The sequence below is a fragment of the Sulfitobacter sp. SBS6 genome, assembly GCF_048285585.1.
Classification (GTDB): Bacteria; Pseudomonadota; Alphaproteobacteria; order Rhodobacterales; family Rhodobacteraceae; genus Sulfitobacter; species Sulfitobacter pontiacus.
The window spans coordinates 119,622-132,482 of record NZ_JBLWBA010000005.1 but is presented as its reverse complement, the minus strand read 5'-3'; the positions used below and the strand labels follow the sequence as shown (position 1 = coordinate 132,482).

General features: G+C 60.8%; 11 protein-coding genes and 1 tRNA gene. 2 read left to right on the top strand and 10 right to left on the bottom strand.

Annotation, left to right across the window (positions count from 1 at the left end; translation table 11 throughout):
• Positions 1-51: 51 nt before the first annotated feature.
• Positions 52-1,602 (bottom strand): helicase HerA-like domain-containing protein, encoded by a 1,551-nt coding sequence (locus ACNQ62_RS04020; RefSeq protein ID WP_278374722.1) that lies wholly within the window; start codon positions 1,600-1,602, stop codon positions 52-54.
• Between the two features lie 525 nt (positions 1,603-2,127).
• Between ACNQ62_RS04020 and ACNQ62_RS04015 the strand changes: the two genes are divergently transcribed.
• The gene (locus ACNQ62_RS04015; protein WP_235208529.1) at positions 2,128-2,766 is read left to right on the top strand and encodes an invasion associated locus B family protein; all 639 of its coding nucleotides are present in this window, start codon (positions 2,128-2,130) and stop codon (positions 2,764-2,766) included.
• 87 nt (positions 2,767-2,853) lie between these two features.
• Here ACNQ62_RS04015 and ACNQ62_RS04010 read toward each other — a convergent pair whose 3' ends face one another.
• Genes ACNQ62_RS04010 through ACNQ62_RS03995 form a run of 4 tightly spaced genes read right to left on the bottom strand, consistent with a single transcriptional unit; the run spans position 2,854 to position 7,070 of the window.
• A complete protein-coding gene (locus ACNQ62_RS04010; protein WP_418094262.1) occupies positions 2,854-4,062 on the bottom strand; it encodes a beta-ketoacyl-[acyl-carrier-protein] synthase family protein in 1,209 nt (402 codons plus the stop codon).
• Positions 4,063-4,065: 3 nt separating this feature from the next.
• Positions 4,066-4,323: an acyl carrier protein gene (locus ACNQ62_RS04005; RefSeq protein WP_009824672.1), complete on the bottom strand. Its 258-nt coding sequence runs from the start codon at positions 4,321-4,323 to the stop codon at positions 4,066-4,068.
• A 35-nt stretch (positions 4,324-4,358) separates the two neighbouring features.
• The gene (lpxD, locus tag ACNQ62_RS04000; protein ID WP_418094261.1) at positions 4,359-5,456 is read right to left on the bottom strand and encodes a UDP-3-O-(3-hydroxymyristoyl)glucosamine N-acyltransferase; all 1,098 of its coding nucleotides are present in this window, start codon (positions 5,454-5,456) and stop codon (positions 4,359-4,361) included.
• A 27-nt stretch (positions 5,457-5,483) separates the two neighbouring features.
• Positions 5,484-7,070, bottom strand: a complete 1,587-nt coding sequence (locus ACNQ62_RS03995; protein WP_005853649.1) for a L,D-transpeptidase family protein — start codon at positions 7,068-7,070, stop codon at positions 5,484-5,486.
• A 379-nt stretch (positions 7,071-7,449) separates the two neighbouring features.
• Here ACNQ62_RS03995 and ACNQ62_RS03990 point away from each other — a divergent pair, with 379 nt between their 5' ends.
• Entirely contained in the window at positions 7,450-7,995 is a 546-nt protein-coding gene (locus ACNQ62_RS03990; protein WP_005853653.1) for a YcbK family protein, read from the top strand.
• An 82-nt stretch (positions 7,996-8,077) separates the two neighbouring features.
• Here the strand turns inward: ACNQ62_RS03990 and ACNQ62_RS03985 are convergent, their stop codons facing one another.
• From ACNQ62_RS03985 to ACNQ62_RS03965, 5 genes are all read right to left on the bottom strand, one after another.
• On the bottom strand, positions 8,078-8,533 hold the full coding sequence (locus tag ACNQ62_RS03985) for a YqaA family protein (RefSeq protein WP_235208527.1): 456 nt from the start codon (positions 8,531-8,533) through the stop codon (positions 8,078-8,080).
• Between the two features lie 65 nt (positions 8,534-8,598).
• Positions 8,599-8,688 (bottom strand) — tRNA-Ser (locus tag ACNQ62_RS03980).
• Positions 8,689-8,770: 82 nt separating this feature from the next.
• Positions 8,771-9,490: an alanine--tRNA ligase-related protein gene (locus tag ACNQ62_RS03975; protein WP_168592051.1), complete on the bottom strand. Its 720-nt coding sequence runs from the start codon at positions 9,488-9,490 to the stop codon at positions 8,771-8,773.
• Positions 9,487-11,829 carry a DUF3772 domain-containing protein gene (locus ACNQ62_RS03970; RefSeq protein WP_418094260.1) on the bottom strand — a complete coding sequence of 781 codons (2,343 nt, stop codon included), beginning with the start codon at positions 11,827-11,829 and terminating at the stop codon, positions 9,487-9,489. Before ACNQ62_RS03970 ends, ACNQ62_RS03975 begins: the two co-directional genes overlap by 4 nt.
• Entirely contained in the window at positions 11,826-12,860 is a 1,035-nt protein-coding gene (locus ACNQ62_RS03965; protein ID WP_005853660.1) for a cysteine synthase A, read from the bottom strand. The genes ACNQ62_RS03970 and ACNQ62_RS03965 overlap by 4 nt, the downstream gene beginning before the upstream one ends.
• Between the last annotated feature and the right edge of the window lies 1 nt (position 12,861).

Below are 12,861 nucleotides of genomic sequence, written 5' to 3'. Positions count from 1 at the left end.
GCGGGATAAGGCCAGCCTTCGGCGAGGATTTAGGACCATTTGGAAGCGCGTTCAGCGTCCTTTGAACAACCCGCCCAAGATTCCGCGCACGATGCGCCGGCCGGTTGTGCCTTTCAACTCCTTGATCACCACACTCGCGATGGCACCGCCAAAGCTGTCGTCGCTTTTGGTCGTGCGTTTCGAGGTCGAGCGCGTGACCCGTTTGCCCGCATAGCGCCGCGCTGCGTTGAATTCGCGCAAGGCGGGGGATGTGTCTTCGGCCTCGGCTTGTTCCTCGGCCTGTGCTGCCTCTTTCGCGGCGTCTTCGGCGCGTTTGGCCAGCATCTCGAACGCGGAGGCGCGATCAAGGCGGGTGTCGTATTTCCCCGCCATCGGGCTTTGCGCCATCAGGGCCGCGCGGGTGGCCGGATCGATCGGACCAAGCTGCGAGGATGGTGGCCGGATCAGGGTGCGTTCCACGATGCCGGGGATCCCTTTTTTCTGCAGCATGGAGGTCACCGCCTCGCCCACGCCCACATCGCGGATCGCGTCTTCGGTTTCAAAACGCGGGTTCTCGCGGTAGGTTTCGGCGGCAAGGCGCAGCGCCTTGCGATCACGCGCGGTGAAGGCGCGCAAGGCGTGCTGGATGCGGTTGCCCAATTGGCCAAGGATATCTTCGGGCACGTCTGCGGGGTTCTGTGTGATGAAATACACGCCCACGCCCTTGGAGCGGATCAGCCGCGCCACCTGTTCAACCTTGTCGACCAACGCTTTGGGGGCGTCATCAAACAGCAGATGCGCCTCGTCGAAGAAGAACACCAGTTTGGGTTTATCGGGGTCGCCGACCTCTGGTAGTTCCTCGAAGAGTTCTGACAGCAACCACAGCAGGAAGGTCGCGTAGAGCTTGGGCGACTGCATCAGCTGGTCGGCCGCGAGGATATTGATAAAACCGCGCCCGTCCGTGTCTGTGCGCATCAGGTCGGTCAGGGCCAGCGCGGGTTCCCCAAAGAGATCAGCCGCGCCTTGGTTTTCCAGCACCAGCAAGCGCCGCTGGATCGCGCCGACCGAGGCCGACGACACATTGCCGTAGCGCAGTGCCAGGGTCGAAGCGTTTTCCCCGATCCAGACCAGCAGCGCCTGCAGATCCTTGAGGTCCAGCAGCGGAAGCCCGTCTTCGTCAGCAACGCGGAAGGCGATGTTGAGGATACCTTCCTGGGCCTCCGTCAGATCGAGAAGCTGCGCCAGCAGCAAGGGCCCCATTTCCGAGATTGTCGTCCGCACCGGATGCCCCTGTTTGCCGAACATATCCCAGAAGGTGACCGGAAAGGCGCTGTAGTCGAAATCGTCAAAGCCGATGGTCTGGGCGCGCTCTGAAAAGGGGGTGTGCAGCTTGTGGCTGGCAGACCCTGCCTGCGCCAGCCCCGACAGATCGCCTTTGACGTCGGACAGAAACACCGGAACCCCTGCGGCGGAAAAACCTTCGGCCAGGATTTGCAGCGTGACGGTTTTGCCTGTGCCTGTGGCCCCGGCAACCAATCCATGGCGGTTGGCATAGCCGATGTTGAGAAACTGCTTCGTCGCGTAGTCTTCGCCACCGCCGCCGATGAAGATATCATTTGTCACGTATTTAATTCCTTTTGGGCCAATAACCTGCAGCCAAAGTGCAGAGCGAGCATACAAAGTTAACCTTTTCACACCATAGTGATTTTGTCGCCGGTCGTGATGTCCTTTTCGTGCTGGCGGCACTTCCTCCCTGTCAGACTTGGCCGCGCCTTCGGGTGCGGCCCTTTTTACGTTTGAGGTCCGTTTTACGCGCTTGAAACCGCTGTGATATTTTATGTTGACGGTGCCCGAATGCTTTCGTAACGTGCTTTCAATAAGTCGGCCAAGTCCGATGGGGAGAACGAAGAACAGGGAAAAGGACGCATGGCGTCCTTTTTTCTATTTCAGCCCCCCGCGTCCGGCCTCTCCCCCCCCTGAAAACCTGATGAAATAGGCAAAATTTTGCCTTAAATCACGATGGTTTCAGCGCTATCGTCCTGACATTGGCATTGGCGCATGGTAGATGGCGTCGAATTTAACTGATTTGGAACGAGCATGAAAAAGTATATCACACTTCTCCCTCTCTGCGCGGCGATGGCTCTGACTATGCCCGTTTCCGGTTACGCACAGACTGCAGCCACGGAAACACCCGCAGCAACAGACGCCCCGGAAACGGCGGAGCCGACCGCTGAAGCGGCACCCGCGACGGAAGAAAACACCACCACCGGCAGCAGCACCGACGTACAGTCGCAGCTGAGCCTTGGTGAAGATGCCGACGGGGAGCCGACCCTGGGCAAGCCCTACACCAAAGAGGTGATCGGTGCCTGGGAGATGCGCTGCATCAAGACCGAAGAAGAGGTCGACCCCTGTCAGATGTACCAGCTGATGGATGATGGCCAAGGCGCGCCTGTCGCCGAATTCTCGCTGTTCCGCCTGCCAGCGGGCGGCAAGGCGACAGCCGGTGCCACTGTGGTTGTGCCATTGGAAACAGCCCTGCCCTCGCAGCTGACGCTGACCGTCGATGGTGGCAAAGCGCGCCGCTATCCTTTCGCTTTCTGTAACCCCGTTGGTTGCTACGTCCGCATGGGCCTGACCGAAGCCGATGTCGCCGCGTTCAAACGCGGGAAAGAGGCCGTGATCACCATCGTGCCCGCGCTAGCGCCCGACCAGAAGGTCGAACTGTCGCTGTCGCTGGACGGGTTCACCGCAAGCTTCGACAAATCCTCGGTTGTTGAAGACCGGTAAGCAGATGCTTGGCCCTCGGGCCGTTGAGACAACAAAGCCGCCCCGTTTGACGTGGGCGGCTTTTTTCATGGGCGGTGACCGCAGCCGTCAGATCGCGCGCAGCGCCAGTACCGCGTTCATGCCGCCAAAGGCAAAGGCGTTGGACAGCGCCACCGTGACCCGCGCATCGCGGGCCACATTGGGCACCACATCCAAGGCGCAGTCGGGGTCGGGCTCTTCGTAGCCGATGGTGGGGGCGATCACCCCGTCGCGCAGGGCCATGATGCAGGCCAAAAGCTCTACCGCGCCGGTGCCGCCGATCAGATGCCCATGCATCGATTTGGTCGAGCTGATCATCAGCCTGTCTGCATGGGTGCCGAACACATCCGCCACCGCCGCACATTCGGTTTTATCATTGGCTGCCGTGCCCGTGCCATGAGCATTGATATAACCCACCTCCTCCGGGTTGATCCGGGCGTCGCCCAACGCGCCTTTGATCGCGCGGGCGGCACCCGCCTTGGACGGCATCACAATGTCCGACGCGTCAGAGGACATGGCAAAGCCCGATACTTCGCACAGGATATCAGCCCCGCGGGCGCGGGCGTGGTCATATTCCTCGAACACGAAAATGCCTGCGCCTTCGCCCTGCACCATCCCATTGCGATTGGCCGAGAACGGGCGGCAGGCGTCGCGAGACATCACGCGCAGCCCTTCCCACGCCTTGACCCCGCCAAAGCACATCATGGATTCCGAGCCGCCCGTGACCATCGCCGGTGCCATCCCGCTGCGGATCATCGAAAACGCCTGCGCCATCGCGTGGTTCGAGGACGCGCAGGCGGTGGAAACGGTGAAGGATGGCCCCTTGAGGTGATGCTCCATGCTCACATGGCTGGCGGCGGCGTTGTTCATCAGGCGCGGCACCACAAAGGGATGCACGCGGTTCTTCCCTTCGGCATAGACCGCACGGTAGTTATCGTCCCATGTGCTGACCCCGCCGCCCGCAGTGCCAAGCACCACGCCGGATTTCGCCGAGAGCTCTCCCTTGAACTCAAGCCCCGATTGGCGGATCGCCTCCGCCGCGGCGGCAAGGGTGAACTGGGTGAACCGGTCATAAAGCGCGATCTTCTGGCGGTTATACTGGCTTTCGCCGTCAAACCCATGGACCTGACCGCCGATCTTGATCGACAGCCGATCCACGTCGCGGAAATCAAGCGGCCCGATTCCACACACCCCGTTGCGCATGGCCGCAAGCGTATCGGGCACGTTCAATCCCAGCGGATTGACCGTGCCCGCCCCCGTAATCACGACACGTTTCACGCGTCAGGCCTGCTCGGCGCGCAGCCGTTCCACCCCTGCGACAATGCTGGCCACGCTAGAGATATCGAACCCGGTGGCGTCCGGCTGGTTCGCGTTGAACGGCACCGATACGTCAAATGTCTCTTCAATCGCGAAGATGCTTTCGACGATGCCCATGCTGTCGATGCCAAGGCTTTCGAGCGTGCTGTTCATGGTGACATCCGATGGCGTCAGAAACGCTTGATCGGCGATAATGCTGATGACCTGATCTTTGATGTTCATCCTAAGTCTCCGTCAGAGCGGGCCATGCCTCGGCCCTAGCTTGTCTCACTGTCTTTGGAGGTGCCCATCTGGGATTTTAACGCCGCCACATCGCGAAGCAAGCGCGGCAAACGGCGCAGCGCTTTGTAGCCTTCAATCTGCTTGCCCATCTCTGTCGCGGGATAGCCCAGCAACGACCGGCCCGCGGGCGCGTTGGACAGGATCTTGGTGCCGCCGCCCGCGATCACCCCGTCGCCGATGGTGATATTGTCGCTGACGCCCACCTGCCCCCCCAGCACGACGTTGTCGCCGATGGTCACGGAACCGGCGATACCGACCTGCCCGCACAGCAGACAGTTTTTGCCGACCACGACGTTATGCCCCAGATGCACGAGGTTATCGAGCTTGCTGCCGTCGCCAATCGCGGTGTTGCGAATGGTGCCGCTGTCAACCGTGCAGTTCATACCGCATTCCACGTCGTTCCCGATGGTCACACTTCCAAGGGTGTGAATACGGGTCCATTGTTGCGCTTTTGTGTCGCCGCGATCACCAAGGGTCTTGCGGGTCTGTTCCACCGTGCTGGGCTCAGCCGTCACGAAAGAAAACCCGTCGCCGCCGATCCGCGCGCCCGGCTGCGCGATGAAATCATCGCCGATGCGCACCCGCGCGCCGATGCTGACGTGATCGCGCAGATAGGCGTTCTTACCCAGAACCGCGTCTGTCCCAATGTAGCACTGCGGCCCGATGACAGAACCAGCGCCGATTTTCGCGCCCGCCGCCACAATCGCCAGTGGCCCGACAGAGACGTCCTCGGCCAGTTCGGCAGTCTCATCAATAACGGCGGAGGGGTGGATGCCAGTCCCGAACCCCTGCCCCGGATCCATCATGCGGGTCAGTCCCGACATGGCAAAGCGCGGACGGTCCGGCAGGATGGCGGCCTTCAACCCCATCTCTTGCCAATCGGCATCGGGCCAGAGCATGGCCGCGCGGGCCGATCCGTCAGACAGCGACTGTGCGTATTTGGGGCTCATGGCGAGCGCGAGATCGTCGGGGCCCGCGTCTGCCGGCTCTGCCAGTTTGGCAATCGAAATGGAGGTATCGCCGACCGCTGGCAAGCCAAGCGCGTCGGCGATCTGTTGGATGGTGTAGGTCATGTGCGGTCTCCCCTTATCAGGGACGAGTTAACCCTGAACCGCGCCCAATGCCACCCCCGCCTTGCTCAGCGCATCCCAGATACGGCCGTCGCGACCATAGATATCGGCGCGATACTGCGTATGGCCGCGCGGTGTGGTGAAGGCGGTGCGGTAGATGATGTGGACCGGCACTTCGGTATCCAGATGGACGAAAGTCTCGCGGCCTGTGGCCAGTTGCCGTTTGAAATAGGCGACAGGATCAGCCGCTTGCGGGGCCAGCAGCGTATAGGCGAAATCAAACGGATCGGCGAGCCGCACGCAGCCGTGGCTAAAGGCACGAACGTCGCGGTCAAACAGGCTCTTGGAGGGCGTGTCGTGCAGGTAAATGTTGTATTTGTTGGGGAAAATGAACTTCACCAACCCAAGCGCATTTGTCCGTCCCGGCTTTTGGCGCATGCCATATGGGAAGGTACGCGCTGTATAGCGGCTAAAGTTCACCGACCCACGGCTGATGATCCGGCCACGATTATCGATCAGATCAATATGACCCGCTGCATTGGGGTTGCGCTGCATCGACGGCAGATATTCCTTGGTCACGATCGACCGCGGCACCGTCCACGTCGGGTTGATGACGATATATTCCATCACATCCGAGAATTCAGGCGTCAGACGGTCCGATTGGTTCGCCCCCACGACCGAGCGTGTCTCGAAGGTGACCTGCCCGTTGTCGACAACGGACGCGGTGAAGGCGGGGATATTGACCAGCACGTGACGTGCGCCGCGTTCCTTGTTCAACCAGCGTTCACGCTCCATTGCGACGATGACGGATTGCAGCCGCGTCTCGACGCTCTTGTTGATCTCGGCCATGGTGCCGGAGCCAGCGACGCCGTCCTCATTCAGCCCGTGATCTTTTTGAAAGCTGCGCACCGCCTCTTGCAAAGTGGCGTCATAGGTCATCACGTTGGACCGCTTCAGATACCCCATCGACATCAACCGGTTGCGCAGCGCGACCACTTGCGTGCCTTGCGCCCCGGGCTTGAGCGAGGATGCAGGCACCGCGGGGCCCCAACCGCCTTGGGTCAGCAAATGCTCCATCCGCAGCTTTTCACGCATCAGGGCGTTATACTCCATCGTCCGCGGGCGCAGATTACGCAGGAACGGCGTGGGATCGGAAGAAATGAAATCGGTGATATAGGTCTGGCGGTCGCGGTATGGCACTTCGCGCACGATGGACGGATCAATGCGCGACGGCACCAGCACACCGGTTTGCAGATCACGGGCGTATTGCAGGAAAACGCGCGTCATCTCGACCTCGGCCAGCCCGCGATCCCGCGGGGTCTGCGCGTTTTTGAGCTTTTCCATCAGCCCTTGAGGGTCATAGCGTGCGACGGGCAGCCCGTGCAAATCAGCCGCGCGGATCGCTGACATAAGAGCGGCACGTCGGGCGCGCTGTGTCTCTGTCGCTTCGGTCCAGATCGGTGCATAGCCGTGGGTCCGGTAGTAGGCGGCGATATCCTCATCCCGCGCGGCGGCTTCGGCAACGGCCTGTTTGAACGCGGTCACCTGCGCAAAAGCGGGTTGCGGCGCGGTAAAGAGTGTCAGAGCTGTGGCAGCAGCCCCCAGAAAACCGGCCATGCGGCGAAATTTCCGCGATTGAATGCTTAAAATACGAGTCATTGATTCCCCCGAAATCGGTGAGCTTTGGATTTCCTAGATAGGCAGGGAACCCTATGCTCTTGTCCAATAACAATGCCCGTGAACTGAAAACTAAGGATAAATTGATGCTTATCGGCATCGCCCCTGTGGCAAAAATGAACAACCAACTAAGGGTTGCGCAAAAATTCGCCTAAATTTGTTGATGGATGGAACCTTTTCGATTCAGCACTTGGTTCAAGAATCGCGCTATGCCATAAATTGTTGCATCTGGGGATCGATGGAAAACTCCGTGTAACATCATGGAACCAAAGGCAGAAGACGGGACATACAATCAATGACTGGTAAGAGCACTTCGGGCATGACCCGGCGCTCCGTATTGGGCGCATTCGCAGCGACGGCCGTGGCAGCGGCACCGACCTTCGCAAACGCAGCAGGATTTTTGCGTGGGGCCGGCGATATTCGTCGCATCAAGATGTATTCCGGCCGGACCGGCGAACGCATCGACATGATCTATTGGATCGAAGGCAACTACATCAAAGATGCCGTATCCGAGCTGAACTATTTCATGCGTGACTGGCGTACAGATGGCGTCAAGTCGATGGACCTGCGCACCGTGGACATCATGGCCGCGTCGCATAACCTTCTGGATGTGTCCGAGCCCTATATGCTTCTATCCGGCTACCGCAGCCCGCAGACCAACGCGATGCTGCGTTCCAGATCGCGCGGTGTGGCCAAGAACTCCCTCCATATGCGTGGTCAGGCGGCTGATCTGCGTCTGGCATCGCGTTCGGTGAACCAGATGGCACGTGCGGCGATTGCCTGTAACGGTGGCGGCGTCGGTCGCTATTCCGGCTCTAACTTCGTGCATATGGATTGCGGTCAGGTGCGTAACTGGGGCGGCTAAGCACCAGAGCACGACCACGGAAACAAAGCGCCCTCGGGCGCTTTTTTCGTTTTAAGACGACGCGCTATTCGATCTCTTTCGCTCAGCCGATCCACACGAGCGTTACCCAAGCCAGCACGCCATAGCGCAATGCCTTGCCGATGCCGACGATTGCGACGAAGGACCACAGCGGCTCTCTTAGCACCCCTGCGGTGACAGTCAGCGCATCGCCGACAACCGGAAACCAGCTGACCAGCAGCGACCAGCGACCATAGCGCGCGTACCACATCTCGGCCCGCGCCATTTGCGACGGGGACGCAGGAAACCAGCGCTTGTGCTGGAACCGCAGCACCGCATGCCCCAGCCCCCAATTCACCACCGACCCCAAGACATTGCCCACCGTGGCAACCGCCAGCAACCCCAGAACCCCGTGCTGACCATGGATCATTAGCCCGACCAGCAACGCTTCGGATTGCATCGGTAGAATCGTCGCTGCAAGAAAGGCGACCGCGAAAAGGCTCAGGTAACCCGTCATCGACCCGCCCGAACCAACGGGCATCTGGCGACCCGTTCGGGGCGTCGGAACCGATCACCGTACAGGCGGAATATATCGTAAGGGGGATATGGCGGACAGACAGGGATTCGAACCCTGGAGACGGTCTCCCGCCTACACACTTTCCAGGCGTGCGCCTTCGACCACTCGGCCACCTGTCCATTGAGGGGGTGTTTAACGTGACCTGCAGGCGGGGTGCAAGGGGTAAAACGCGCGAAATTCAACAAGATTTCAATGCGCCGTTCAGCTGTCGAGATGGACGTAGATCCGACGGGTGCCACGCCCCTTTTTCTCAATCTTGCCAAGGCGTACCGCGCCAATCTCTCCGGTGCGGGCAACGTGGGTACCACCGCAAGGCTGCAGGTCGATCCATGCGTCACTCTCTCCGATTTGCACCAGACGTACGTTGGCCGCCGTGACCGGTGGTGCGACGGATAACGTCTTGACCAACTCAGGCGCGGCTTGCAATTCCGCTTGGGTAATCCAGTGATCCGTGATCGGCAAATCCTGCGCGATATAGGACGCCAGCGCGTCCTCGATGCCGTCGCGATCCTCTGGCGCATCGGCAAGGTCAAAGTCGAGCCGCCCATGCGTGGCCGAGATTTGCCCCCCCACCACGGGGAACGGCACGACCACGGACAACAGATGCAGCAGGCTGTGCACCCGCATATGCCGGTGCCGGCGGTCCCAATCCAGCTTCTGCGTGACATGGGTGCCCGGCTGGGGGATTTCCTCGGGCTCGGCCGGAACCAGAATGATGGACCCGTCCAGCCCCTTGACCGTTGTCGCGATCGGCATGCGCTGCTTGTCCCAGTTCAGCCAACCGCTGTCCCCCGGTTGCCCGCCGCCTGTGGGATAGAACACCGTCCGGTCCAGCACGATCCCGCCCTCGTCGGTGATGGCGATGACTTTGGCGGCACTGTCGCGGGCATAGGCGTCGGTGAGGTAGATCGGCTCGTTCAACTGTCCTCTCCATCCTGCTTAGAGGGTTTTTCGCCGGCGCGGGTGCGCAGCCATACGTCCCGCTGGGGAAAGGGCACCTCGATGTTTTCGGCGGCAAAGCGTTCGACGATGGCGTGGTTGATATCGCTTTTGACCGACATCATCCAATTCACGTCCCGCAGGAAGGCACGGATCTCGAACTCCAGCGCGTCGGCCCCGAAACGCACCAGCAGCACATTCGGCGCGGGGTTCGCAAGCACCAGCGGCTGGTCCTCCGCGATCTCGCGCAGGATCGCCTCGACACGGCGGGTATCGGTGCCATAGGCCACCCCGACCGAGATAATGACCCGCCCCACGGTATTGCCACGGGTAAAGTTGGTTACCGTACCGCTGACAAGATCGGCGTTCGGGACAATGACGTCGGTGCGGTCAAAGGTTTCGATCCGCGTGGACCGTACCGAAATATCGCGCACATAGCCGGACTTGCCACCGACCTCGATCCAGTCGCCTTCGGAAATGGGGCGTTCGATCAGCAGGATGATCCCCGAGACGAAGTTGCTCACGATGTTCTGCAGACCGAAACCGATACCAACCGACAGCGCACCGGCAACGATGGCAAGAGAGCTAAGGTCAATGCCTGCCCCCGTGATCGCGGCCAGCGCCGCAAGAAAGATCCCGACATAGCCCAGCCCCGACAGCAGCGCGTTCTGCCCGCCGATGTCGATCTTGGTCTTGGGCAGGACATTGCTGCGCAGCGCCCCTTGCAGCAGCCGCGTGAGCAGATAACCGATCGCAAAGATAACCGCGAAGGCCAGCAGGTTCGACGGCGAGATCTGGCTTTCCCCGATGGTGAACCCGCGCGAGAATGCGGCCCATAACTCGGTCAGGTCAGCGACCCGTGCGCCCCAGACCAGCGCAAGCACGGGCATCGCCAGTAACAGCAAGATCAGACCGAAGAACAGTGGCATCAGCGCTTCGCGTGCGGCAATGCCCTGCCCCGTGATCGCGCCATAGACATCCGCAGAAAAGCGTTGCAGCGCCATGACTAGCCCCAGCACAGCCAGTGTCGTCACATAGGGGCGCAGGATCGCATCCGACAGATCTTGATAGCCAAAGGCATACAGCAGCGGTGCCACCACAGAGACCGCAATAGCCCCCAGCCCGGCACCGCGTACAACCCGCGCATGGGACGATGCTTTGGTCATGCCATCCGCGTCTGGCGTATCCTCTTCGGGTTCACGGTAGCTGCGCAGGATACGACCGATCTGGAACAGCGCGAGGCTGGTCAGCACCGCCAGCGGGAATTGCACCACCGCGCGTGTCGCCAAGCTGGGGTTGCCGATTTCAAGCACCGTCAGCGCCACGATAGACAGGATCATCACGAAGGTGATCGCGTTCACGTAGAGCCGTGCGGATTTACGTTGCTGTGCAGACAGCGGCAAAAGCGCTTCGTCTTCTTCGCGGGCAAAGACCCGTTCGGACACCCAGCGGAACCCGAAGATAAGCAGGCCAATCAGCGGCAGCAATTCAACGACCTGTGTCGCGCGTGTGCCCAGAAAACCCGATTGCCGTGCCGCGATGGTCAGCAGGTAAAGCCCCACCAGCGGGAACAGGATGCGCAACAGGGAGACGACAAAGCGCCAGATCCCCATGCCGCGCGCCTGATGCACGCGCAGGGTATGCGCAATCTTCATCGCCCAGACACGGCCGCGGAACAGCAAGAGCAAGCCGGCAATACCTGCGAAGAAAACGGTCGGCAGGTTGTTTTCCAACGTATTCAGCGCGCTGTCCGTATCCTGTTCAGCACTTTCCTGCCAGAAAGCGGCAAAGGCATCCTGCATCTCGACCAGCGCGGGCCCCCAATAGACGGGGTTCAGCGGCGAAGGCGTGGTGCGTAACAGCCGTTCGGTCTGGCGTTCGCGAATGATCTTGTCGATCTCGCGCACCAGCCCGTCTGCGCGCAGAAACTCGCGCTCTGCGATCTGAACGGGCGCCAGCAGGGTGTTCAGCTGCTGGTTGATGTCGGCGCGGGTCTTGGCCACCTCTGGCGCTTCGGGTTCGGCATTTTCGCCCTCGGGCGCTGTGCCCAAGGCGGCAAGCTGGTCGCGCAGCGCAGCGATACGTTCAGCGTTCAGCGTGCGCGCGGCCTCGAACTCGGACCGGTAGTTGACGATACGCCCGCGCAGGCTGTCGAGTTCGGAAGTCGGTGTGTCGGCCTCTTCAACCGATTGTTCCGCCTTGACCGCAACACTATCCCATTGCTCCGCCGTTTCTTCGACGTCGGTCTGCGCGAAAGCCGCGGTCGTCAGGCAAAGCGCCAGAAGACCGCAGGCCAGAAGCCCCCTGAGCGTCGCGATCATTGGTCTTCGAAGACGCCGGGAATGGATTGTGGGGCGCGGTCCAGCCAAGCGGGCACGGGCAGATCCTTTTCGCGCAGGAAGTCGGGGTTGAACAGTTTCGACTGATAGCGCGTGCCAAAGTCGCACAGGATCGTCACGATTGTATGCCCCGGCCCCATATCCTTGGCCAGACGCACCGCACCGGCGACGTTCACACCCGACGACGCCCCAAGGCAAAGCCCTTCGTGTTGCAGCAGGTCAAAGACATAGGGCAGCGCCTCTGCGTCCGAGACGTTGTAACTGAAATCGGGCGTGAACCCTTCGAGGTTCTTGGTAATGCGGACCTGACCGATACCTTCAGCGATTGATCCGCCTTCGGCGACCAGTTCGCCCTTGGTGTAATAGTTATGCAGCGCGGCCCCGTCCGGGTCGGCAATCGCGATTTTCACGCCTTTGGGCTGCAACGCCATGCCGATACCGGCCAGTGTGCCGCCAGATCCCACCGCACAGCAGAATCCGTCCACCTTGCCGCCGGTCTGCTCCCAGATCTCGGGGCCGGTGGTTTCGATATGCGCCTGACGGTTGGCGACGTTGTCGAACTGGTTGGCCCAGATCACACCTTCGTTCGTGGTGCGCGCCAGTTCATTGGCGAGCCGTTCCGAGTAGCGCACAAAGTTGTTGGGGTTGCGGTAGGGTGCCGCGGGCACCTGCACCAGTTCGGCCCCGGCAAGGCGCAGCATGTCTTTCTTTTCCTGACTTTGCGTTTCAGGAATGACGATCACGGTTTTGAACCCCATCGATGCGCCGACAAGTGCCAGCCCGATACCGGTGTTCCCTGCCGTGCCTTCGACAATCGTGCCGCCGGGTTTCAGCGTGCCCTTGGCGATGGCATCCTGAATGATGAACAGCGCGGCACGGTCCTTGACCGACTGGCCGGGGTTCATGAATTCTGCCTTGCCGTATATCTCGCAGCCGGTTTCCTCGCTCGCCTTGCGCAGACGAATAAGAGGGGTGTTGCCAATGGCCTGCGCCAGATCAGATGCGACGTGCATG

What these genes read in the sequence shown, in the direction of transcription:
- ACNQ62_RS03970 (WP_418094260.1), bottom strand. Translation starts at nt 11,829, where the DNA reads ATGATCGCGACGCTCAGGGGGCTTCTGGCCTGCGGTCTTCTGGCGCTT.
- ACNQ62_RS04015 (WP_235208529.1), top strand. Translation starts at nt 2,128, where the DNA reads ATGCCCGTTTCCGGTTACGCACAGACTGCAGCCACGGAAACACCCGCA.
- ACNQ62_RS04005 (WP_009824672.1), bottom strand. Translation starts at nt 4,323, where the DNA reads ATGAACATCAAAGATCAGGTCATCAGCATTATCGCCGATCAAGCGTTT.
- ACNQ62_RS03985 (WP_235208527.1), bottom strand. Translation starts at nt 8,533, where the DNA reads ATGCCCGTTGGTTCGGGCGGGTCGATGACGGGTTACCTGAGCCTTTTC.
- ACNQ62_RS03965 (WP_005853660.1), bottom strand. Translation starts at nt 12,860, where the DNA reads ATGCACGTCGCATCTGATCTGGCGCAGGCCATTGGCAACACCCCTCTT.
- lpxD (WP_418094261.1), bottom strand. Translation starts at nt 5,456, where the DNA reads ATGACCTACACCATCCAACAGATCGCCGACGCGCTTGGCTTGCCAGCG.
- ACNQ62_RS03995 (WP_005853649.1), bottom strand. Translation starts at nt 7,070, where the DNA reads ATGGCCGGTTTTCTGGGGGCTGCTGCCACAGCTCTGACACTCTTTACC.
- ACNQ62_RS03990 (WP_005853653.1), top strand. Translation starts at nt 7,450, where the DNA reads ATGACCCGGCGCTCCGTATTGGGCGCATTCGCAGCGACGGCCGTGGCA.